13 protein-coding genes are annotated in these 22,941 nt (G+C 64.9%); 11 read left to right on the top strand and 2 right to left on the bottom strand.

The genetic code is table 11. The features are described 5' to 3' along the window. Nucleotides 1-103 precede the first annotated feature (103 nt). From LF262_RS03875 to LF262_RS03860, 4 genes are all read left to right on the top strand, one after another. Complete coding sequence (locus LF262_RS03875) at nt 104-748, top strand: hypothetical protein (RefSeq protein WP_235778924.1); 645 nt, start codon at nt 104-106, stop codon at nt 746-748. Further along, on the top strand, nt 745-2,055 hold the full coding sequence (locus tag LF262_RS03870; RefSeq protein WP_235778923.1) for a CpaE/TadZ family protein: 1,311 nt from the start codon (nt 745-747) through the stop codon (nt 2,053-2,055). The genes LF262_RS03875 and LF262_RS03870 overlap by 4 nt, the downstream gene beginning before the upstream one ends. Before the next feature lie 54 nt (nt 2,056-2,109). After that, complete coding sequence (locus tag LF262_RS03865; protein ID WP_372462717.1) at nt 2,110-7,011, top strand: NAD-glutamate dehydrogenase; 4,902 nt, start codon at nt 2,110-2,112, stop codon at nt 7,009-7,011. Between the two features lie 125 nt (nt 7,012-7,136). After that, nucleotides 7,137-8,609 (top strand): sensor histidine kinase, encoded by a 1,473-nt coding sequence (locus tag LF262_RS03860; RefSeq protein ID WP_235778922.1) that lies wholly within the window; start codon nt 7,137-7,139, stop codon nt 8,607-8,609. Nucleotides 8,610-8,738: 129 nt separating this feature from the next. Here the strand turns inward: LF262_RS03860 and LF262_RS03855 are convergent, their stop codons facing one another. Further along, complete coding sequence (locus LF262_RS03855; protein ID WP_235778921.1) at nt 8,739-8,987, bottom strand: WhiB family transcriptional regulator; 249 nt, start codon at nt 8,985-8,987, stop codon at nt 8,739-8,741. Between the two features lie 266 nt (nt 8,988-9,253). On the opposite strand from LF262_RS03855, the gene LF262_RS03850 reads away from it, so the two are divergent. After that, on the top strand, nt 9,254-9,721 hold the full coding sequence (locus LF262_RS03850) for a hypothetical protein (protein ID WP_235778920.1): 468 nt from the start codon (nt 9,254-9,256) through the stop codon (nt 9,719-9,721). On the opposite strand, the gene LF262_RS03845 is transcribed toward LF262_RS03850, so the two are convergent. After that, nucleotides 9,712-13,932, bottom strand: a complete 4,221-nt coding sequence (locus LF262_RS03845; RefSeq protein ID WP_235778919.1) for an FtsK/SpoIIIE domain-containing protein — start codon at nt 13,930-13,932, stop codon at nt 9,712-9,714. The genes LF262_RS03850 and LF262_RS03845 overlap by 10 nt on opposite strands. A 221-nt stretch (nt 13,933-14,153) precedes the next feature. Here LF262_RS03845 and glf point away from each other — a divergent pair, with 221 nt between their 5' ends. From glf to LF262_RS03815, 6 genes are all read left to right on the top strand, one after another. Next, nucleotides 14,154-15,341 (top strand): UDP-galactopyranose mutase, encoded by a 1,188-nt coding sequence (glf, locus tag LF262_RS03840; protein ID WP_235778918.1) that lies wholly within the window; start codon nt 14,154-14,156, stop codon nt 15,339-15,341. 89 nt (nt 15,342-15,430) lie between these two features. Beyond that, nucleotides 15,431-17,344, top strand: coding sequence for a glycosyltransferase (locus tag LF262_RS03835; RefSeq protein WP_235779294.1), 1,914 nt, complete (start codon nt 15,431-15,433; stop codon nt 17,342-17,344). Further along, a complete protein-coding gene (locus LF262_RS03830) occupies nt 17,341-18,198 on the top strand; it encodes an ABC transporter permease (RefSeq protein WP_235778917.1) in 858 nt (285 codons plus the stop codon). Before LF262_RS03835 ends, LF262_RS03830 begins: the two co-directional genes overlap by 4 nt. A gap of 2 nt (nt 18,199-18,200) precedes the next feature. Continuing rightward, the gene (locus tag LF262_RS03825) at nt 18,201-18,935 is read left to right on the top strand and encodes an ABC transporter ATP-binding protein (RefSeq protein ID WP_235778916.1); all 735 of its coding nucleotides are present in this window, start codon (nt 18,201-18,203) and stop codon (nt 18,933-18,935) included. A 40-nt stretch (nt 18,936-18,975) separates the two neighbouring features. After that, nucleotides 18,976-20,943, top strand: a complete 1,968-nt coding sequence (locus LF262_RS03820; protein WP_235778915.1) for a DUF6541 family protein — start codon at nt 18,976-18,978, stop codon at nt 20,941-20,943. Nucleotides 20,944-20,965: 22 nt separating this feature from the next. Further along, on the top strand, nt 20,966-22,939 hold the full coding sequence (locus tag LF262_RS03815; protein WP_235778914.1) for a DUF6541 family protein: 1,974 nt from the start codon (nt 20,966-20,968) through the stop codon (nt 22,937-22,939). Nucleotides 22,940-22,941 lie beyond the last annotated feature (2 nt).

Raw genomic sequence — 22,941 nt, 5'->3', positions numbered from 1 at the left:
ACAGTTTGGCTCTGTTTGACGGGACCCGACTTGGGTCGACGCCCACCTCCGGCCAGAATGGCGCAGGGGGGCCGGTCAGCGGCCTGCGACTGGAGGGGAAGCAATGCCTGCTGCCGAGAACACGCCGCCCGGTGCCCGGCTCTCGAAACCGTCGTGGAAAGACCCGCGTCTGCTCGTGGGACTCCTCCTCGTCTTGGCATCGATCGCCGGGGTGGTTGCCCTCGTCGATGCGGCCGACCGCACCGTCGGCGTATACGCCGCGAAGGATGACATCGCCGTCGGGCAGTCCATCGACCCGAGCCGTCTGATGCGAATTGATGTCCGGCTCGGTGACGCGGAGGGCAGGTACCTCACTGCCGGATCGCTGCCCCACGGCAGGGTGGCGCTCCAGCGTGTGGCCAAGGGAGACCTTATACCGGCGTCGAGCCTGGGAGAGCCCAGGGCTGTGGACCGGAAGCCCGTGTCCATCAGCATCACCCAGGCGCTCCCCACCGAAGCGACGGCGGGCACCCGTGTGGACATTTGGGTTGCCCAGCCTGACGGCCGCAACGGATTCGCGGAGCCCAAACTCCTCGTCCCCGGCGCCGAGATCGCGCACATCGAGGCCTCCTCTGCCACGCTCGGCGGCAGCCGGGAGACCCATGTGCTCGTCCTGGTCGAGGATGCGAAGCTGTCCCAAGTGCTCGGAGCACTCGCGAACAGCGCCAAGGTCTCGCTCGTCTGGAATCCGGCCGGTGGGTCGCGATGAGCATTCCCGTTGTCACCATCGGCGCCGGGCAGGCGGAGCTTGTCGGATCGCTCGAACGACTCCATGGGCCTGTGACCGTGGTGAGGCGCTGCTCGGAGCTGGCAGAGCTCGTCGCTGCCTGCCAGACAGGCCTCGCGCGTGCCGCAGTCGTGGCTGGCGGCACCCAGGACATCACTGCGACGCTCGCCGATCGGCTCGTGGCCGTGGGGGTAGCACTCGTGGGGCTCACGGACGACGCCGCCGAACGCAGCCGGCTCACGGAACTCGGCGTAGTGGCCGCCCCAGAGGCTACGCCCGGGTCGGAGCTCGCGCGGCTCATCGGCGAGGCTGTGGATGGGGTGGCTGGGCAAGCAGGGGCCAGTCCGTCGTCGTTTGGACTCGCCGGGGCGCGCCCGAGTGCGACGTCTCGGGACGCTGAACCCGAAGTGAGCCCTCCCGAACCCGCGGAGGAGGGGGAGATCCTGGTGGTATGGGGCCCGATCGGCTCTCCGGGCCGGACGACGATCGCGGTCAACTGCGCGGCGGAGCTTGCCGCCTCCGGTCGGAGTGCCATCCTGATCGACGCAGACACGTACGGGGGGTCGATCGCCGGGATGCTGGGTCTCCTCGACGACTCCGCGGGACTCGCCCAGGCCTGCAGGCTTGCGGACCAGGGGCTCCTGGACCGCGCGGCGCTCGATCGTCTCGCGACGCCGGTCGTCACCGGGGGCAGCATGCTCCGTGTCCTCACGGGCCTCACCCGTGCCGATCGCTGGCCGGAGCTTCGGGCCGCCGCCTTCGGCGCGGTGCTCACGCGCTGCCGTGAGCTGGCCGAGGTGGTGGTGGTGGACGCGGGGTTCTGCCTCGAAGCCGACGAAGAGCTCAGTTTCGACACGATGGCTCCGCGACGCAATGGCACGACCCTGCGGGCGCTCGAGCTCGCGGACCGCGTGGTGGCGGTCGGCGCGGCAGACGCCATCGGAATGCCGAGGCTCGTGCGCGGCCTCGCCGAACTGGAGCAGGCGGTGCCGGGTTGCTCCCCGGCTGTGGTGTTCAACCGGGTGCGTGCCTCGACGCTCGGCCGGTTCCCCGAGCGCGCTTTGCGCGAGGCGTGGGATCGGTTCGGCCCAGGGCTCCCGATCAGGTCCATGCTGCCCCACGACCCGGCCTCGGCCGACGCCGCGCTCCTGAATGGCCAAGTGCTGCTTGAGTGTGCTCCTGACTCCGGCCTGCGGCACGGGATCGCCGAGCTCGTATGTGCGCCTGTACATGGAAATCAACGATTCACTGGGCGACGTGCTAAGGCTAGGGCAGGCGCAGCGCGTTAGGCTCAGGTGGGAGGGCTGCAAGGTGGCAGCCAAGTTCACTGGAGGCGAGCCAGGGTGGCGACCGGTACTGCGCAGCAGACCCCATTTCCGTCAGCGGACCAGGAATCCCGATTCCGCTCCGACTATTACGAGCATCTGGCGGAGGAGGACAGGCAGGCGTACCCGGCCGAGGCGCTCGCAGAGCGTGCGCGGCAGCACTGGACCATCGCGGAGGGCCGGGAGACCGGCACGTCGAATATCGCCATCACCGATGAGGGCAGCAGGAGCATCGTCTACATCGTCACGGACGACATGCCGTTCCTCGTCGACTCCGTGAGCGCCGAACTTTCACGCCAGGGTGCGCCGATCCACCTCGTGGTCCATCCGATGTTCGTGGTGACCCGTCGCAAGAGCGATGGGTCGATCGTCTCCGTCGACCGCGTGCCAGCCCAATGGGGCATGTCGAGCGGTGACACAGCTGCCATGCCGCAGCTCAGCGCGCTCGTGTCCGATGGCGACAATTCGACGCACATTGAGTCATGGATTGCGGTCGAGACCAACCGCGTAGGGGCAGCGGCCAAGGCCGAGCTCGTCGAGGGCCTCCGGCGTGTGCTCGGCGACGTTCGCGCGGCCGTCGAGGACTGGCAGCCCATGCGGGCCAAAGCGCTCCAGATCGCCGACAGCCTCGAGTCTGTCGCCGGGGCGGAGGACATTCCCGACCTCAAATCGACCCAGGAGCTCCTGCGCTGGCTCGACGCGGGGAACTTCACGTTCCTCGGCTACCGTGAGTACGACCTCAAATCGGTCGATGGCGAGGACGTCCTCGAACTCGTCGAGGGCAGCGGACTGGGTCTGCTGCGCGGCGACGGCTCGCACTCCCTCCAGCACCTCACCGCGGAGGGCCAGGCCCATGCACGCGAACGGCGCGCTCTGAACATCACGAAGGCCAACTCCCGTAGCACGGTCCACCGCCGGACCTACCTCGACTACATCGGCATCAAGCGCTTCGACGCGCAGGGCCAAGTCGATGGCGAGCGCCGCTTCATCGGGCTCTTCGCGTCCACTGCATACACGCAGTCCGCGCGGACCGTCCCGATCATCAAGGACAAGATTGAGCGCGTCATGCGCGCCTCGGGCTTCCCCGCCGACTCGCATTCCGGGAAGGACCTCCTCGCGATCCTTGAGACCTATCCCCGTGACGAGCTCATGCAGATGGACACCGAGTCGCTCTTCGACACCGTGACTCGGATCCAGCGGCTTCAGGAGCGCCGCCGGACGCGCCTCTTCCTCCGCCCGGACATCTACGGGCGCTTCATGAATGCCGTTGTCTACCTCCCGAAGGACAGATACAACACGGCGGTGCGCCGTCGCATCGAGCAGGAGCTGGAGAAGGAGTTCCACTCCTCCTCCATTGACTACGACTCGCAGATGAGCGATTCAGCGCTCGCCCGACTCTACTTCCGGATCCGGCTGCCCAAGGACGCAGACTCGGCGGCCGTGGATCTGAGCGCCGTCGACAAAGAAGCGCTCGAGCAGCGCCTGGTGACGGCAACGCGGTCGTGGAGCGAGGGCATCGCGCAGGTCCTGCATGAGCAGCGTCCGCTCGACCAGGCTGAGCACCTCGCGGCGGTGTGGGGGGAGGCGTTCCCAGCGTCGTATCGGGTCGACTTCAGCATTGAGGACGCGCTCGAAGACATCACGCGGTTCGAGGAGTACGCCTCCGAGCGTGCCGGAGCTTCCACGGCCGAGGGCGTTGCGGTTGCAGAGCGCCCGGCTGTGCACGTCTACCTGCCCAGAGAGGATGAGGCGCTCGAGGAGGATGCCCGGGTCAAGCTCTACATCTTCGAGCCCAAGAGCCTGAGCCAGATCCTGCCGTACTTCCACAACCTCGGACTCGAGGTCCTCGACGAGAGGCCGTTCGAGATTGAGACAGGGGACTCGCGGGAGTTCTTCCTCTACGATCTCGGACTAAAGTACCCCGCGGGCGTGGACCCTATGTCGACCGGCGAACTCCTTGCGGAGTCCTTCAGCCTCGCGCTCTCCGGGGAGACTGAGTCGGACAGCATCGACCGGCTCGTACTGCACGAGGGCCTCCACTCCAGGCAGACGCAGATGCTGCGTGCGTACGCGAAGTACATGCGCCAGATCGGGAACATGAACTCGTTCGGATTCGTCGCCGACACCCTCCTCAACAACCCCGCGGTGACACGCCGGCTCGTCGAGTACTTCGAGGCCCGTTTCGACCCCGAGCTCGTCGACTCCGAGCGCACTGCGCGCACGGGCCGCCTCAAGGGGGAGCTCGACGCGGAACTCGAGCGGGTTCCGACGCTCGACGCCGACCGCGTCCTGCGCGCGTTCATCAATCTCATCGAGTCAACGCTCCGCACCAACTACTACCTTGGCCACACGTACCTGAGCTTCAAGCTGCGGCCCGGGATGATCGAGGGCCTGCCCTCGCCGAAGCCGGCCTACGAGATCTGGGTCTACTCCCCGCGGGTCGAGGGCGTGCACCTGAGGTTCGGCAAGGTGGCCCGCGGCGGGCTCCGGTGGTCCGACCGCCGTGAGGACTTCCGCACCGAAATCCTCGGGCTCGTGAAGGCGCAGGTGGTCAAGAACGCCGTGATCGTCCCCACCGGTGCCAAGGGCGGTTTCTACGCCAAGCGTCTCCCCGATCCGTCGCTCGACCGCGCTGCGTGGCTGGCCGAGGGCGTGGAGAGCTACAAGACCTTCATCCGCGGCCTGCTCGACATCACCGACAACCGCGTGATGGAGCACAGGCAGGGAGCCGGGGACGGCGGAGGGGTGAGGGAGAAGGTCGTGCCGCCCGCCGGCGTCGTGCGCCACGACGACGACGACACCTATCTTGTTGTGGCGGCGGACAAGGGCACAGCGAGCTTCTCGGACATTGCGAACGGGCTCTCCAAGGAGTACGGCTTCTGGCTTGGCGACGCTTTTGCGTCCGGGGGTTCCGTCGGGTACGACCACAAGGCCATGGGCATCACCGCGCGCGGCGCCTGGGAGTCTGTGAAGCGCCACTTCAGCGAGCTCGACGTCGACACTCAGACCGAGGACTTCACCGTGGTCGGCGTGGGGGACATGTCGGGGGACGTGTTCGGCAATGGCATGCTGCTCTCGGAGCACATCCGCCTTGTCGCGGCATTCGACCATCGCCATATCTTCCTCGACCCGACGCCCGACGCCGCGGCCTCCTATGCGGAACGGCGGCGCCTCTTCGACCTCCCGCGCTCCTCATGGGACGACTACGACCGCGAGCTGATCAGCGCCGGCGGCGGCGTGTACCCGCGTACGGCGAAATGGATCCCAGTCTCCGACGAGGTACGCGCTGCCCTGGGCCTCCCCGCCGGGACCACCCAGCTGAGCGTGAACGACATGCTCCAGGCCGTGCTGCTCGCACCGGTGGACCTCTTCTACAACGGCGGCATCGGAACATATGTCAAGTCCAGCGGGGAGACGAACGCCGAGGTTGGCGACAAGGCAAATGACTCCATCCGCGTTGATGGGCGCGACCTCCGCGTCAAGGTTGTGGGCGAGGGCGGCAACCTCGGCTTCACCCAGCGGGGCCGTATCGAGGCCGCGCTCCAGGGCGTCATCATCAACACGGACGCGATCGACAACTCTGCGGGCGTCGACACCTCTGACCACGAGGTCAACATCAAGATCTTCGTGGACCGCATGGTGGCCGCGGGCAAGCTGGCCGCGCAGGAGCGGGCCGCTTTCCTGGCGTCGATGACGGACGAGGTCGGCCGGCTCGTCCTGGCCGACAACATCGACCAGAACATCCTGCTCGTCAATGACCGTGCGAGGGTCGTCGAGTGGAGCCCGAGCTACGAGCGCCTCATGGACTGGCTCGAGACGGAAGCCGACCTCAAGCGGGAGCTCGAAGCGCTCCCGACTACGTCGCAGTTGCACAAGCGTCTTGAGCAGGGCCAAGGGCTCACCGCGCCCGAACTCGCGGTCCTCGTCGCCTATGCCAAGATCGAACTCAGCGAGGTTCTGCGCGACAGCGACCTCGCCGACGATCCGTGGTTCGAGGACACGCTGCGCGAGTACTTCCCGGCCGAGCTGGCCGAGCGCTTCGAGGGTGACCTCGCCAGCCACCCGCTGCGCCGCGAAATCATCGCAACGGTTGTGGCGAACGACATGATCAACCTTGGCGGGATCACCTTCGCCTTCCGCACGATCGAGGAAACGAGCGCAACGCCCGTCTCAGTTGCCAAGGCGTTCGTGGCACTGCGCGAGGTGTATGGCCTCGACGAGATGACGGATGCGATCAACACGCTCCCGGCTTCGTTCCCCACGGAACACTGGACAGCGATCCATCTCGACGTCAGGCGACTCCTCGACCGCGCCGTCCGCTGGCTGCTGCATGAAGGCATGGCGGGGCAGGAGATCGCCGACGTGGTGGCGAAGTACCGTGCCCCGCTTGCGACGCTGCGCGCCAAACTCCTCGACTACCTGCGAGGGCAGGACGCCGAGCGTGTCTCAGCCTGGCTCGACCGGGCTCGCGAGTGGGGCCTTCCCGAGCAGCTTGCCCACCGCTGGGCCGAGCTGTTCGAGAGCTATGCACTCCTCGACGTCGCCCGGATCGCTCAGACGACGGGAGCCGGCGTCGAGCAGGTCGCTGGCGTGTACTACACGGTGTTCGACCGCTTCCGGGTGGACGGACTGCTCGAGCGGATCACGGCACTGCCCCGGCGGGACCGGTGGGAGGCCCTTGCTCGGGCGGCGCTGCGCGACGACCTGTACAGCACCGTCGCCGACCTCACGAGCTCGGTCATGGAGGCCGCTCCGGACACGCTCTCCCCGGAGGCGCGCCTTACCATCTGGGAGGGCGAGAACCGCGAGCAGCTTGACCGTGCTGCAGCCATGTTCGCCGAGGTCAACGCCCTCGAACGGGACGACATGGCCTCGCTCTCGGTAGCATTGAGGCTGCTGCGGTCGATCGTGCGCCACTAGGCGCTTGGACGCCTGAGGCCGCGGGGACATGAATCCCCGCGGCCTCGGTTGTTCCCGCGGCGGATCGCGGTTCCCGGCATGCGGGTGGCGCTCGGCGAGAGAAAGTTTGAGACAAGGCGGTGCAGGTGGCCATCTTCACGGACCCGATCAGGGAGCACGCAGACTTCGGCCCTGGGGATGCCGAGTGGCTGCACCTGCTCGTGGGAGACTGGCAACTCGTGGCCGACCTCGCGTTCGCGGACCTCGCGCTCTGGTTCCCGGATCCGGACGACGGCTACATCGCGTTGGCGCATGTGCGCCCGTCCACCACCCACACGGTGTTCCACAGCGACTTCGTGGGGGAGAGGATCCGGTCGGACCTCAAACCGCTCGTTGACAAGGCGTGGGCGTCCCAGTCGATCGAGCGCCATCACGAAACAAGCTTCAACTCGGAGATGGCCCTGCGGGTCGAGGCCGTGCCGTTCGTGCGCAACGGCCGCACACTCGCCGTTGTGACCTCCCATCTGGATCTTTCGAGTTCGCGGATGCCAAGCCGTCTCGAACTCACCTACCGGCAATGCGCGTACGATCTCCTGCGGATGGGAACGCTCGGCCTCTGGCCGGACTTCGCCTCACCCACCGGATCCCGAAGGGGCGCGCCGCGGGTGGGCGATGGCCTCATCAGGCTCGACGCCGAGGGCATCGTCCAGTATGCGAGTCCCAATGGCGTCTCCGCATTCCGTCGCCTCGGCGGCGTCGACTCCCTTGAGGGGAGGTCGCTGGCCGAGGTCGCGACCGCGCTCCTGAAGGACCGTCGGCTCGTGGACGAGACGCTTCCGCTCGTCGTCACGGGGCGGATGCCATGGCGCAGCGAGATCGAATCCCGCGGTGTGAGCCTCTCGCTCCGGGCAATTCCGCTCCGTGACGAGCACGAGCGTTTCGGTGCACTGGTGCTGTGCCGTGACGTCTCCGAGCTGCGGAGGCGCGAGATGGAGCTCGTGACCAAGGACGCGACGATTCGCGAGATCCACCACCGGGTGAAGAACAATCTCCAGACCGTCGCGGCGCTCCTGCGGATGCAGTCCAGGCGCATGAAGAGCGACGAGGCCAAGCAGGGGCTCGAGCAGGCCATGCGCCGCGTCGCGACGATCGCGCTTGTGCACGAGACCCTGTCCCAGGGGCTCACCCAGACGGTCGACTTCGACGAGCTCATCGGCCGCCAGTTCCGGCTGTCGGTCGAGGTTGCGACGGAGGGGCAGCATGTCGCCACCAAGCGTCGAGGAGAGTTCGGCAATCTTCCCAGTGACTTCGCCACGCCGCTCGCGCTCGTGATCAATGAACTTGTGACGAATGCCGTGGAGCACGGGCTGGCCGACCGTTCGGGCACGGTGTGGCTCACTGCGCACCGTCGCAGGGACGAATCGGGAGCCGAGGAACTCGAGGTGACGATAGCGGACGACGGCGTCGGGCTGGCAGCGGGGGCCGACCGCCACGAGGGGCTGGGCCTCCAGATCGTACGGACCCTCGTGACCAGTGAGCTCAACGGGACCATCGAACGGCAGGAGCGCCCCGGCGGCGGAACGGTCGTGAGGATTGTGCTGCGCATCGACCAGACATGAGACTTCGCCTGCGGTCAGCCAAGGGACGCGGTCCTGAGGGCCCTCAGGCAGCGAAGACGCCTCCGCCCGGAGCAGCTTGGCTGCTCCGGGCGGAGGCGTCCTCGGCGTTCCGCCGCCGGAGAAGGATGCTCAGGAAGCGCGGCGGGCGCGTGCGGCCCGCCGTTTGAGCGCGCGGCGCTCATCTTCGCTCATACCGCCCCAGACACCGGCGTCCTGACCAGACTCGATGGCCCATTGGAGGCACGTATCGACCACTGGGCAGCGACGGCAGACGCTCTTGGCCTCTTCGATCTGCAGGAGGGCGGGCCCGGTGTTCCCGACGGGGAAGAATAGCTCGGGATCCTTGTCGAGGCAGGCTGCGCGATCACGCCAATCCATGGTGGTAGAGCAACTCCGTTCTCGGGGGACAGCACGCTTGTGAAAACATTCACGAGGCCATCCAAAGCAAAGGGGCCTTTGGGGCCCCGCGGTCAACTCCGTTAACGTTGTCACTTTAACTGGGCGTAAACAAGGGGTCATGGCAAGGATTCGCGCCCGAAATGAGAGGGATGCGTCACACTCGCTGTATCCTTCTCCGGTTTTAGCGGGTGCGGGTTGGCAGGGTCTGCTCCATTGACCCTGGACGACTCGGGTATCGTGCGGGTGTGCCCCCCGCAGATCCCGCACCCGTCCGGCGGCCCTGGACTCTCCTCGCGCTCGTAGCCATCGTGCTTCTTGAGGCTGCAGTGCTCGCCGGCTTCGCTGTGTTCTATGCTGTGTCCCTTCTGGCCGGCCAGGCCGCGACGTCACCGGGCGGTGCTGCCTTCACACTCGTGCTTCTTGCGGCCTTCGCGGCATGGTTCGCGTCCGCCGGAATCTTTCTGTGGCGTGGGCGGCGGTGGCCTCGTTCGGTGGTGCTCGTGGCTCAGCTCTTCGCCCTGACCATCGGCGTCCCGACGCTCACGAGTGGTGTCATCTCGTTTGGCCTTGCCATCGTTGTCCCCGCTGTCATCGCGCTCCTCCTCCTCTTCGAGCAGCGGGTTCTGGCATTCAGCCAAGGACCGAGGCGCCGGAAGGACTCCGGGGAACCGGAGACAGGGGACCCCGGGGCCGGGGCACCGCGTCAGCCCTGACCGCGACCGTCCGGGAGGACAGTGTCTTGGGAGGGCGTGAGTACGCAGCCGAGCTGGACGTCGACCTGTCGTCCGTCGATGAGGGCCACCGCGCGGCCGGACGGCACAGGGCCGGGAACGTCAACCCGGACGCCGAACACGTCGCCGTCGCCCGATGTCCGCGGTCCAATGAGGATTCCAGTCCCCGCGGAGCGGACCCTCAGGGCGAGTGGGCACCGCGCGTAGAGGTTGGGGCTGTATGCGGCCGTGGCCACCATGGACGCGCCCGTGTCGAGCAGCTGTGACAGAAGATGGTTTTCCTCAGTACCGAGGTGGTCGGCGTCATCGACCAGGACTATGGGGACGCGCCCAGTGTCCGGTACGGCACCTGTGCCTGTGAGCTGCTCGAGCAGCGAACTCCACCGTGACAGGCGCTCTTCCGACTCGACGGAGACGAAGCCGACCCCGGGGTTCATTGTCGGCAGTGCCGCGAGGAACGCGCTCTTGCCTGCGCAGGATGCACCGAGTGCCAGGAGGACCTCACCTCGATCCACACGCAGCGACAGGGGCATGGCCTCGTCTCCCGCGAGGCCCACCACGAGCCGCCTGCGGTCGTTCCCGCCGTCCGCGGCCCCGATCCTGGGTGCTCGCCCGCCGGACAGGCGCCCTTGCCCCCCGAACGGTTGACCGGCCTCCCACGCGACGCCAGCTGTGGCCGGCCACACCGCCGCGAGGGCTGCTACCGCGTGGGCGGGTGCTGTCGCGGGAAGGGGGTCGATCCGGAACGGGCGGGGCTCGCGCAGGCTCCGCCGGCGAGGAAGTCCGCGCAGCAGGTGTCGGCTGGCGTCAAGGGAGCCCGACGAGTGGTCGTAGCAGTGGGCAGTGTATGGCCCGCCCTCGACAATGGTCCCAGCGGCGCCGGCGCGACCCCGGAGAGACGGCATCGGGGGAAGGCGGGGCCAGGAAAGCCGCGCCTCGTCGGTCGAGCCGAGCGGGAAGAAGAGCCTCGCGGGGATGCTGCCGAATACCCGGGAAGAGACGAGCTCACGCTCTCCTGCTGCGAGAACGGACAGCGCGGCCATCGCCCCGTCGCGGAGGAGGCCTCCGAGGGCCTCCTCCGCCCAAGCATGGGGACTTTGGCGCAGGGCCGAGATCCACGTGCCCCAAGCCGACACAACGAGGACCAGCGCCACATCGGGCTCCTCGCCACGTGTCCGGGCCAGCCTCTCCGCACATTCCTCGCCGAGTCTAGCGATCACACGGGCCGCGCGCCGGAGTTCGCCGACTCCGACGTAGGATCCCACGCGGGGGTGGTCACGGAGGAAGGCGAGTGAGCCGTCCCCATCGAGGATGTAGAGATGCCGGGTGATGGCGTTCCCGGCCAGCTGTGCCGCAACGGCGGCAAACGTCCCCGCTGTCCCCGCCGACGCGGCGCCTATCAGGGCCAGATGGCCGTCACGGGCGGGAGACCACGTCAGGGCCGTGGTGCGCTGCTCATGGGGCAGATCGACGATGCCTAGGAGCACCTCCGATGTCTCCTCGTCGTGGGGTCTTCCCGCCGGATCCCAGACGAGGGCGTTCGGAAGCGCCGGTGCCAGAGGACGTGGGACGGACCAACCGCCGCGCTGTGCCCAGGCCTCGACGGCGGCGGAGACGAGCGGAGCGGCCGCCTGAGCAGGGGAAAGCTGCACCTCGCTCGCGGATTCAGCGCGTCGGTCGAGCCATACGAGCGCATCTGCCACGTCAACACGCCTCTGCACACTGGAGGTCGCGGCGAGCCCAAGGGAGGCGGATTGGAACGCGAGGGGTGGACCTCCGCCGACGGAGAGGTACGCCCGCCCCGGGAGTCCTACCGGGATGTGCGCTGAGAGCGGGCTGCCGATGACGTCGGACGACTCCGCGTCGTGCTGCATCCTGAGCCCGATGCTTGTCGTCACGTTGGCGCGGATGTCAGCCGAGATCGCTCCCTGAGGCCGTTGGGTGGCCATCACGAGGTGCATCCCCAGAGAGCGGCCCACGGTTGCGATGCGCATGAGCTCGCCGAGTGCGGCTGGGGCTTCTTCGACGAGCATCCTGAACTCGTCGACGACGAGGACCAGACGCGGCATGAGTCCTCCACGGTTGCCGTAGTCTTCCACGTCGCCGGTGTGCGACTCCTGGAGCACCCTCTCGCGGCGCTTGAGCTCTGCGCGCAGGGACGCAAGGGTCCGGTCCATTCCGCCCTCGGCCAGATCGGTGACGAGTCCTACGCAGTGCGGAAGACCTGCGAGCGGCTCAAGGCCCGAGCCGCCTTTGAAATCCAGGAACAGGAACGTCAGCCGGTCCGGCGCATACGTTGCTGCAGCGGCCGCAACGAGGCTGCGCAGAAGTTCTGACTTGCCCGACCCTGTGGTTCCGGCAACGAGCACGTGCGGGCCGTCGGCTACGAGGTCAAGGACTGCGGGTCCGACCTGTGAGCGTCCTAGTGGAATCGGCAGACCGCGTTCTCTCCCGCTTCGTCCCCACGCTGCTGACATGCCCGCGGCATCCAATGCAACGAGTTCCTCGAGGCCGCAACGCTCCGGGATCCCTGTATCGGCCTGGTACTCCGTGCGCGCTCCGGCACGCCGGGCTGCCGCCTCGAACACCGCGTGTGGAACCAGATCCGGAGCGAATTGTCGGCTCGCAGGTTGCGCAGGCGTGGTCTCGGTCAGCGCACCGTTGATGGTGACCACCGAACGCGTGCTGTCGAGCCGCACGAGGACGTCGGGTGATGCGCCGAGTGCGGCGGATGGACCGATGACTGGCCATTCCAGCTCCGATGCTGCCCGGGCGCATGAGCCTAGCCAATGCCCGGTTCCGGAGTCGGCATCGCCGGGGAGGCCGTCCGGGAGAAGGACGAGAACTGCTCGCGCGCCGCGGGTCGCCCTGGCTTCGAGCGCCTTGGGGCTCTCGCCCCAAGGGACGACGTCCACGCGCGGGAGGTACCGTGCCGCAAGCCGGGTTTCCCCTCGACCGCTCGCGACCACGATTCGGAGTCCCTCTGCTGCTGGTAGGACTGCGAGCTGGAGCATGAGGGAATGCAGGAGGCCTGTCACGTCAGCGACGCCCCCGTGCACGGCAATGCGTCCTTGAAGCCGCACTGTCAACGGGGCGGCTTCCAACACCGGGAGCACCGTTCTCCGGTCGGCGGGCTCGATGGTGACATGTGCCGACTCACGCGCTGTTCCGAGGCGAAGGTATATCGGGGACGGCCGTTCCTGGGCCATTACTGTGGTCGCGAGTGCTCCGGCCCTCGCTGCCGTGACTGCCTCCGTAGGTCCGACGGGCGGACGTGGGCTGGCCGTGCGGGGATCGTTCCTGGGCGACACACCGGCGGCTCGGGCCAGTACCCCGACGTCCGGCGCTAAACGACGGCGGCGGGAAGCGTCGTCGTCGGCCGCGGCATGGAGGCGACGCTCGAAGTCCCGGCGGGCGGCGCGTCCCTCGACCAGAGGGATCAGGAGCGAAATCGCCGAGACGGCAGTGAAGGCCAGGAACATCCACATTCCCGTGGCCAGGGCCATGGCCACGCCGACAACGAGCGGGAGAACTGCCATTGTGAGCATTGCGGCCTTGCGGGCCGGCGTCGCATGCCGCGCCACGCGCAGGGGCGACGGGTGGCCGCCTCCGGCGTCCGGGTCCAAGAGCGGGATGTCGTCGCTGAAGGTCAGAGCGCAGGTGCTCGAGCCGAACCGGAACTCCTGCCCGGTTGACATCTCTGCGCGCTCAATGCGTCGGCCGCCTGCCCATACGCCGTTGGCGCTTCCGAGGTCTCGCAGCACGATGCCGGAATCGGTCACCTCGATCTCGGCGTGCTCGCGCGACAGATCCGGGTCGGCGAGGGCCGCGTGGGGTGTGGTGACATCAGGTGCACGGCCGATCCGGAGTGGGCCCCGTCGGAGTGGGATGACCGTTCCTGCGGCTGGGCCGGTATGCACGACGAGACACAGCGGGGGAGGGGCCTGCGGAATGTGAGCTGTCCCGCCAGCTACAATGACGGCGCCGTTGCTCAGCGGGGCTGTCCCGACTGTGAGGTGCTCGAGCCGCTTGCCCTCGGCGGTGCAGGCTCTCGCCCCGAGTTCGCGGGCGAGAGCTGCGGCGACGTCTGCGCCCGAGGCGCCTTCCATGGCGTTGATCACGAGCTCTCTCCGCAACCGACCGTCCGCGGCGAGGTAGGCGCCGGGCACGAGGAGTGTGAGATGCAGTTCCATGACCCCCCTGTCGAACGTGTTCGTGCACCTTCCTCAGGTTAGGAGGGATGTAGTGCCGCCCGCCAAGGGGTGCGCTTCGTTGTGGATAACCCAGATCCCGGCGAGTGTGCTGAGTTGGCAGGATTCAGGGTTCGGCGCCAAGACCGGGTAACCTAAACCCCGGACATCTGGCTCGCTGCCCCCTGACCGGCGGCGGTCCGCCTTTCTCACAGGGAGACACCTTGACTGCAGACCTCGTCGTTGTCGGATCCGGATTCTTCGGGCTTACCGTGGCTGAGAGGGCGGCCAACGAGCTGGGGCTCAACGTCACAGTGATCGACCGCCGGCATCACATCGGCGGCAACGCGTACAGCGAGACCGAGGGCCAGACAGGAATTGAGGTCCACCGCTACGGCGCCCATCTCTTCCACACCTCTAATCAGAAGGTCTGGGACTACGCCAACAAGTACACAACATTCACGAACTATGTGCACCGCGTCTACGGAGTCCACAAGGGCGAGGTCTTCCCGCTGCCAATCAACCTCGGGACGATCAACCAGTTCTTCCGCGCGAACTATAGCCCTGCGGAGGCACGCGCTCTGATCTCGGAGCAGGCTGGCGAGCTCGCTGGGACGGACCCGCAGAACCTGAACGACAAGGGCATCCAGCTCATCGGCCGCCCGCTGTACGAGGCATTCATCAAGCACTACACAGGCAAGCAGTGGCAGACGGACCCCAAGGATCTGCCCGCCGGCATCATCTCTCGCTTGCCAGTGCGCTACACGTATGACAACCGGTACTTTAACGACACATTTGAGGGCCTGCCCACTCAGGGCTACACCGCCTGGATCGAGCGCATGGCCGACCACCCCAACATCACGGTGCAGCTGAGCACTGACTTCTTCGACGAGTCGCAGTCCGTGAGCAAGGGCAATGTGGTGGGCAACGTCCCGGTGGTCTACACCGGCCCGGTGGACCGGTACTTCGACTTCGCCGAGGGCGACCTCTCATGGCGCACGATCGATTTCGAGGAGGAGGTTCTCGACACGGGCGACTTCCAGGGCACCTCGGTGGTCAACTACAACGACCCGGACGTGCCGTACACCCGTATCATCGAGCCGCGACACTTCCACCCGGAGCGGAACTACCAGACCGAGAAGACGGTCATCATGCGCGAGTTCTCCCGCTTCGCCGAGAAGGGCGACGAGCCCTACTACCCGATCAACACGGAATCCGACCGCGCCAAGGTGCTCGCGTACCGCGACCTCGCCAAGGCGGAGAACAACGTGCTCTTCGGTGGGCGGCTTGGCACCTACAAGTACCTCGACATGCACATGGCCATCGGGTCCGCCCTATCGATGTTCGAGAACAGGATCAAGCCGCACTTCGAAGACGGCGAGGCCCTCGTGAGCGGAGGAGTGGACGAGTGACAGCGGTTGATGCCAAGGTGACCACGCGGGACGATTCTCAGCAGGAGTGGCAGACACTCCAGCGGCTCATTCTCCCCCCGCAGGAGCAGATGGACACGGTTCCCCTTTACGTGGACATGGGCGCGGCAGCTGGAGTGCGGATTCCGAAGACTGGCTTCACGGCTAGTGATGACCAGAAGCCGCGAACGGTCAGCAGCCCCACACCTGAGGCCCACTCCGAAGACTTCGTCTCGCGCTTCTCGATGGCGGCGCGACCGGGCGACCGCGTGTCTTTCGGCACCTACTTCAATGCATTCCCCGCGAGCTATTGGCGGCGCTGGACGACGGTCGACTCTGTACGGTTGAGCGTCACGACGTCTGGTACGGGTGCGATCGTTGTCTACAAGTCGAATTCCCGGGGCTCCCTCCAACGGGTCGACTCAGCGAGCGTTGAGGGTCAGACGACGACCGTCTTCGACCTCTCGCTCAAGCCATTCGGCGATGGCGGATGGTACTGGTTCGATGTGGTCGCAGGGTCGGGGCCGGTGGTGGTCCGAGGTGCGGAGTGGCAGACGTCTGGGCCGGCGCCGCGACGAGGCACCGTGACCCTCCAGATCACGACGCTGAACAAGACTGACTTCTGCTTGAACAACCTGCGGCTGCTTGCCCAGGACGCGGAGGCGCTCGACGTCCTCCAGGAGATCCTGATCGTGGATCAGGGCAGCGACAAGGTCGCGCGTGCCGAGGGCTTTGACGACGTGAGGGCGCGGCTCGGGGGCCGACTGCGGGTCATCGAGCAGAGGAACCTCGGCGGATCGGGCGGTTTCTCCCGCGGTATGTATGAGGCGGTGGCGAATGGCAGCGACTACGTGCTGCTCATGGACGACGACATCGTGGTGGAGACCGAGAGCATCCTGCGTCTCGTGACGTTTGCCGATCGCTGCAAGACGCCCACGCTCGTGGGGGGCCACATGTTCGACCTCTACAACCGCACCGTCCTCCATACCTTCGGTGAAGTCGTCAACCCGTATCGCATCCAGCCGGCTCTGCCGAGCGAGGACGCGGAGCTCGGTCATGACTTCATGGTCTCGAACCTGCGCCAGACGCCGTGGCTCCACCGACGCGCCGACGTGGACTACAACGGGTGGTGGATGTGCCTCATCCCGACTTCTGTCATCCGTGAGATCGGGCTGTCGCTTCCAATCTTCATCAAGTGGGACGACGCCGAGTACGGCCTACGCGCCAAGGAACGTGGCTTTCCGACGGTCTCGATGCCGGGCGCAGGGGTGTGGCATGTCTCGTGGGTCGATAAGGACGACTTGGTTGGCTGGCAGGCCTACTTCCACACCCGAAACCGTGCCATTACGGCTCTCCTGCACAGCCCCTACGAGCTCGGCGGACGCGTCATCCGTGAACTGCAGCAGGACGATGTCAAGCACCTGATGTCGATGCAATATGCGACGGTGCAGGGCCGGTCCTGGGCACTTCGGGATCTGTTGAAAGGGCCGAAGCACCTTCCTGGCATCCTCGAAACCAAGCTTCCGGAGATTCGGAAGATGCTTTCAACGTACACGGACTCAATGTTGAAGCCCGATCCGGACGACTTCCCCCCACCTCGCATGGCGAAGCCTCCGCGGCACGGTCAAGGCTTCCGCCGCCCAAATTCCGCCATGCTCGTGCCATGGGCCCTGAAGACCGTCGTGCGGCAGCTTGCGAAGCCTGTCGTCGAGCAGAGCAAGGAACGGCCTCAGGCGAACGTGCCTCACATAGACAACAAGTGGTGGCGGATGTCGCAGTATGACTCCGCGATCGTCTCAAACGCCGAGGGGACGGGTGCATCCTGGTACAGGCGCGACCCGCGCACCCTGCGGCGGATGCTTGCCGAGAGCGCGAAGCTGCATGCCGACCTCTTGACTCGCTGGCGCTCACTGAGCTCGGAGTACAAAAACGCACTTCACGACCTGACCTCGATCGAGTCGTGGCGGGAGACCTTCAACGAGCACACACTGAGCGATTCGCGGTGAGCAGTGCGCAAGATCTGGTCAGGCCCGGTTCTGGTGCTGGGCTGGCAGATGCTTTCCGTGCGAGGTTCCTGCTCAAGCTGCTTGTCCGCAAAGAACTCAAGGTCCGATATCGCGGTTCAGTTCTGGGCCTCCTATGGTCCTATGTGAAGCCGGGCGTCCAGTTCTTAGTGTTCTATTTGGCTCTTGGGGTATTCCTTGGGCTCAATAAGGGTACAGAGAACTACGCGGTCTACCTCTTCTCCGGCATCATTCTTATCAACTTCTTCTCTGAGGCTCTGGGAAACGCTGCGCGCTCGATCGTGGGTAATGGAAGCCTCATCAAGAAGATCTATCTTCCGAGGGAGTTGTTTCCCGTTGCATCGGTTTGGGTATCGGGGGTGCACTTCTTCCCACAGCTGGTTGTCCTGGTTGTGGCGTGCATTTTCTCGGGATGGCACCCATCGTTGCTGCAGCTTGCAGCGGCCGTCGCCGCCTTCGTCGTGGTCGCGTTGCTTGCAACGGGTCTAGGCCTGTTTTTCGGGTCGGTGAACGTGTACTTCCGCGACTTTGAGAACATCGTTGACCTCTTGCTCATGGTCGTCACGTGGGCCTCTCCCGTGCTCTACGTCTGGACGATGGTCCGAGACGCGTTGGGCACCGCATTCTTGACGTTTTACCAGGCCAATCCCCTTACGATCGCGGTGGAGGTCTTCCACTACGCGTTCTGGTACCCGACGACGAGTGGATCAGCCGAGCTTCCCCCCCACCTTCTCGCCCTGTGGCTCCCAATAGGGCTTGTGACCTCGACGGTCGTGGTGGTGGCCGGACAGTACACGTTCCGACGGCTTGAGGGCCGTTTCGCGCAGGAGCTCTGAGCGTGGCCACCGCGATCGAAGTCAGCAATGTCAACAAGCAGTTTGTTCTCCGCCACACGCGGTCGCTCAAGGAGGCGCTTGTCTGGCTGATCAGGGGCCGTAAGGGCGACCTCAGCCAGAAGTTCTTTGCCCTCAATGATGTCTGTCTTAGTGTCGAACAGGGCGAGAGCGTCGCCCTTCTCGGTTTCAACGGCTCGGGGAAGTCGACGCTCCTCAAACACATCTCGGGCGTCATGACACCGGATTCTGGGACAGTCCTGACGCGGGGGCTGGTGGCCGGTTTGATCGAGGTCGGCGCTGGCTTCCACCACGACCTCACGGGCCGCGACAATGTTTATCTCAATGGCGCGATTCTTGGTATGAGCGAAGCTCAGATCAACGAGCGCTTCGACTCGATCGTCAGTTTTTCTGAGATCGGTGAATTCATTGATACAGAGGTCAAGTTCTATTCGTCGGGCATGTACCTGCGCCTGGCCTTTTCTGTGGCGGTACACACGGACCCCGAGGTGTTCCTCGTAGATGAGATTCTTGCAGTTGGTGATGAGCCTTTCCAGAAGAAGTGCATCGCAAAAATCAAAGAACTCGCCGCGGAGGGAAGAACTCTTGTTGTTGTGAGCCACGACCTCGACCTTGTTCCGAAGATCTGCAGTCGGGGTATCATCCTGGAGAAGGGCCGGATTGCGTTCGACGGGCCGGTCGAGGAGGCTATATCGCAGCTCAGAGCGCAGAACAGGTGAGTTGCCGATGACCTCGGCATGGCTGCCAGCCGTCCCGGCTATGGTCGCAGCGGCGCTTTTAGCCATACTGCCGGGGCTGGTAGTGGCGCTTTGTGCCGGTTTTCGTCGTTTTGGAGCGCTGGGCGTCGCGCCGCTGCTTAGCGCCGGAGTTATCGGAGTCTCAGGGGTTGCAGCGCCATTCTTTGGGATGGAATGGGCTTTGGCGACGCTCGCCGTGGGTACTTTTGTGGCGAGCGCCTTCATGGCGCTTGCGAGATGGATCGGACGCGGTGCACACGAGAGTCCATGGACGTTGAAGGCTGGCGTGTCTTCGACTCTTGCGCCTTCCATCACATGGAGCACCGTGGTGGGGCTGCTCGTTTCGGCATTGATCATAGGCGTCCGCTGCATTTACGTATTTGGATCCCCTCACTACGTGTCGCAGACCGCGGATAACATTTTCCATCTGAACGCGATCAGGTACATCCTTGACTACCGCAATGCGTCTTCGTTGAACCTCGGGGCAGCGGACGGCGGGTCGGCATCGTTCTATCCTGGCGCTTGGCATGACCTCGTATCATTGGTGGTGATTTCGACTGGAGCGTCCATCCCTGCCGCTGTGGCCGCCTCCAACGTAGTCATTGCTGCAATACTCTGGCCCTTGTCAGCGATCTACGCGTCTCGCACCTTCTTCGGGAGAGGCTATATCGTCGACCTATGCGCAGGAGTGCTCGCAGCATCGTTTACGGCCTTCCCCTTCATGAACTTGGATTGGGGCGTTCTCTATCCGAATTTCTATGGGATGTCACTCGTTCTAGCGCTGATTGCACTCGCACGAATTATGCTCCAGAAGCTCCGCGCAGCGCGCGCGGTGCCACTCGTCTTGGCCATCATTCTCGGAACCGCTGGAATCACTCTGGTGCACCCTAATACTATTCTTACGGCCATGGTTGCCGTCGTGCCGCTGGTGGCCGCTCGGTTGGTTAGGGTCGCATCCAAAGAGGCCATTCACTCGCGGCGCGTAGTCCAGATTTACCGGTGGGCTCTGCCCGTCGTCTTCGCGGCAGCCGCGGTCTGTGTATGGATACTGCTTCGGCCGTTCCCCATAAGCTCATACACGATTACGTGGCCGCCCTTTGAGAATCCGGCGCAGGCCACCGGCGAGTACCTGTTGTCAGCCTACGGTGGGTCGATGGCAGGATTCGCCGCTGCCATGCCCGCGCTAGTCGGCCTCGTGACGTTCGGGCTGAGGAAACCGTGGCGCTGGCTTGGCGTCAGCTATCTACTGTGGGGCCTCCTCTTCGTCACCGTCGCGTCCGCGGACCCCTCGCCGGTCCGTGCTTTCCTCACGGGCGGGTGGTACGACGACGCACACCGGGTTGCAGCGGGGAGCGTCACCGTATGCCTGCTTCTCGGGGTGGGCGCATTCCGGCATGTCTTAGCGTCCGTTCAACGGCGGATTCGTCAGAGTGCCAACGTTGATTCGCTCCGAATTGCTCGAGCAGTCCCGCACGTCGTGGGCGCTTTTGTCGTGGTGGCCGCCATTCTCCTTGGTCAGTCGACAAACGTGCCTGAAGCCGCTAACGCAGCTGGGAAGAATTACAACCTCAGCGCTGGCTCCCCGCTCATGTCGGCAGACGAGTTTCATCTGTACGAAGAGCTTCCGGATTTTGTCCCGCGCGGTGATGTCATAGCTAATAATCCGTGGGATGGAAGTGCCTGGGCCTATATGGTGTCCGGAACGAAGGTGCTTTTCCCCCATGTGCTCTCGCGTTCGTCGCCTGAGGCAATCACCTTGGCCGAAAGGTTAAATAAGGCCGCGTCCGACCCCACGGTGTGCGAGGCCGTGCGGCGCTTGCATGCCTACTACGCCATCAACTCGGATGAACTCATTTACCTGCCAGGAAACCCTCAGAACTCCAAATATCCAGGAATAGCGGGGCTGGACCACTCGCCGGGATTTTCGCTTGTCGCTTCGATCGGACAGAATCGCCTATACATGGTGAACGCATGCGGTACACCGAACTGATGTACCTCGAAAGGACCGTTTAGTGGATTGGGTGGCCGTTACCCCGGCCTTCGGCGTCGTAGTGCTCGTCGTAATGGGTCCGGGTTTGATGTTGGGGCTTTGCCTGGGACTCCGGGGTTTCGCCATGCTGGCGGCGGCGCCATCGCTCTCGGTGGCGTGCGTCGTCCTCGCGTCGACCACGGCACCGTGGGTTCGGATGGAATGGGGCGTCGTCCCGCTCTTATCGGTGACTGCGCTGGTGAGTATGGTCGCCTGGATTGTCCGCAGATTCGCGTTCAGAGGACTCCTGCTCAGCTCCCTCAACGGGTTAGCGGATCAGCCTCCGATGTGGGTCGCCACTACCGTCGGGATCGGTTGTGCGGCGCTGCTCATCGGAAGTTCGCTCATGTCGATCTTCGGAGAGCCCGGCGCTTTCTCCCAAACGTTCGACAACGTGTTTCACCTCAACGCGCTCAGATACATCGCGGACACCGGCAACGCCTCTTCGTTGTCCGTGGGGCGCCTCACTGGAGAGCCGTTCTACCCAGCCGGGTGGCACGCTCTGGTGTCCCTTGTCGGGAACGTTTCCGGCGTCTCCATTCCAGTCTCGGTCAACGTAACCAATGTGGTGATTGGGGCACTGGTCTGGCCTCTCGGCGTGCTTTTCCTTGTGCGCCAAACGGTGTCTCGCAATGTGCTGGCCGTGCTTTCTGCTGCGGTGCTGTCCGCCTCGTTTGCCGCCTTCCCGCTCTTGATGGTCGATTTCGGCGTGCTGTACCCGAATTATTTAGCCCTTGCATTGCTGCCGTTCTGCATCGGGCTGCTTGTGACTGCCTTCGGGGCTGCCCCCAAATCCACTGGTCTCGATCCCGCGTCCTTCCTCGTACTCGCTATTACTCTGGCTGGCGCTTCGCTCGTCCACCCCAATGCGTTTATGTCGGCTCTGGCCTTTAGCCTACCGCTTATGACGGTCCTCTATGTCCGTGCGATGCGGCGATTAGGCTCTCAGGAGCACACTACACGCGGAAGAGTCGTCTGGACCGGAGGCTGTATCGCGTACCTCATCATTGGATTCATATTGTGGCGGTATGTTCGCCCTCCGAGCGCCGGCTGGAAGCCTGTACAGAGTATCCCTCAGGCCATCGGCGAGACACTATTTGTCTCTCCGCTCGGTATGGGTGCGGTCTGGCTAACTGGGGTGCTGATGGTTCTTGGCCTGTTTGAAATCGCGATGCGGCGCTCCCTGCGTTCAGCTCTATGGATCTTCCTTACGAGTGCATTGCTGTTTGTCGCGGCCTCGAGCTTCGACGATGGGCGAGTGCGCAGCCTTATTGTCGGAATCTGGTACAACGACAACTTCCGGCTGGCGGCTATGCTGCCAATGGGCGCGATCCCTGTCCTCGTTGCAGGCGTGCTCCGAGCTCATCGGCTGATCGTCAAGGCGGGAGTTCGCGTGTTGTCACTTCGCCTCGAGAATGGCGTCGCCCGCAGGGGGTACGTCACTATCATTAGTGCCTCGGCGGCGGTCGTGCTTGTGCTGGCAGTACCTGTGCTGGGTTCGCGTGGCCCCCAGTATCTTCGTGAGGAGGCCAATGTGAGGCCGCTCTACACCTTGACTAATGACTCACCACTCCTGAGCTCAGATGAGCTCGCTCTTCTCGACCGAATTGACAACGAGGTGCCATCGTCCGCGGTGCTGGCGGGAAACCCTTGGACCGGCACCGCACTTGCTTATGCATTTGCCGATCGTCGCACAATCCAGCCTCATATGTTGGCTCCGACCGGCCCCCAAGTCGACGCCATCAACCGGGGCCTTCGGAATGCTCCGGCCGATGCTGAAGCCTGTACGGCCATTCATGCCCTCCATGTGAATTACGTCCTCGACTTCGGAATGCGTGAGGTGCACAACGGCCACCACATCTATCTTGGACTCGAGGATCTCAGCAGCTCTTCAGCCGTGGAGCTCGTGGACGAGCAGGGCGCAGCGAAGCTCTACCGTGTGGTCGTCTGCCAGTGAAT

This window comes from Sinomonas notoginsengisoli, from assembly GCF_021554725.1.
GTDB lineage: Bacteria > Actinomycetota > Actinomycetes > Actinomycetales > Micrococcaceae > Sinomonas > Sinomonas notoginsengisoli.
Note: the sequence above shows the minus strand (reverse complement) of the source record. Positions and strands in the feature narration are given on the sequence as shown.

What these genes read in the sequence shown, in the direction of transcription:
- LF262_RS03875 (WP_235778924.1), top strand. Translation starts at nt 104, where the DNA reads ATGCCTGCTGCCGAGAACACGCCGCCCGGTGCCCGGCTCTCGAAACCG.
- LF262_RS03870 (WP_235778923.1), top strand. Translation starts at nt 745, where the DNA reads ATGAGCATTCCCGTTGTCACCATCGGCGCCGGGCAGGCGGAGCTTGTC.
- LF262_RS03855 (WP_235778921.1), bottom strand. Translation starts at nt 8,987, where the DNA reads ATGGATTGGCGTGATCGCGCAGCCTGCCTCGACAAGGATCCCGAGCTA.
- LF262_RS03845 (WP_235778919.1), bottom strand. Translation starts at nt 13,932, where the DNA reads ATGGAACTGCATCTCACACTCCTCGTGCCCGGCGCCTACCTCGCCGCG.
- LF262_RS03835 (WP_235779294.1), top strand. Translation starts at nt 15,431, where the DNA reads ATGGACACGGTTCCCCTTTACGTGGACATGGGCGCGGCAGCTGGAGTG.
- LF262_RS03820 (WP_235778915.1), top strand. Translation starts at nt 18,976, where the DNA reads ATGGTCGCAGCGGCGCTTTTAGCCATACTGCCGGGGCTGGTAGTGGCG.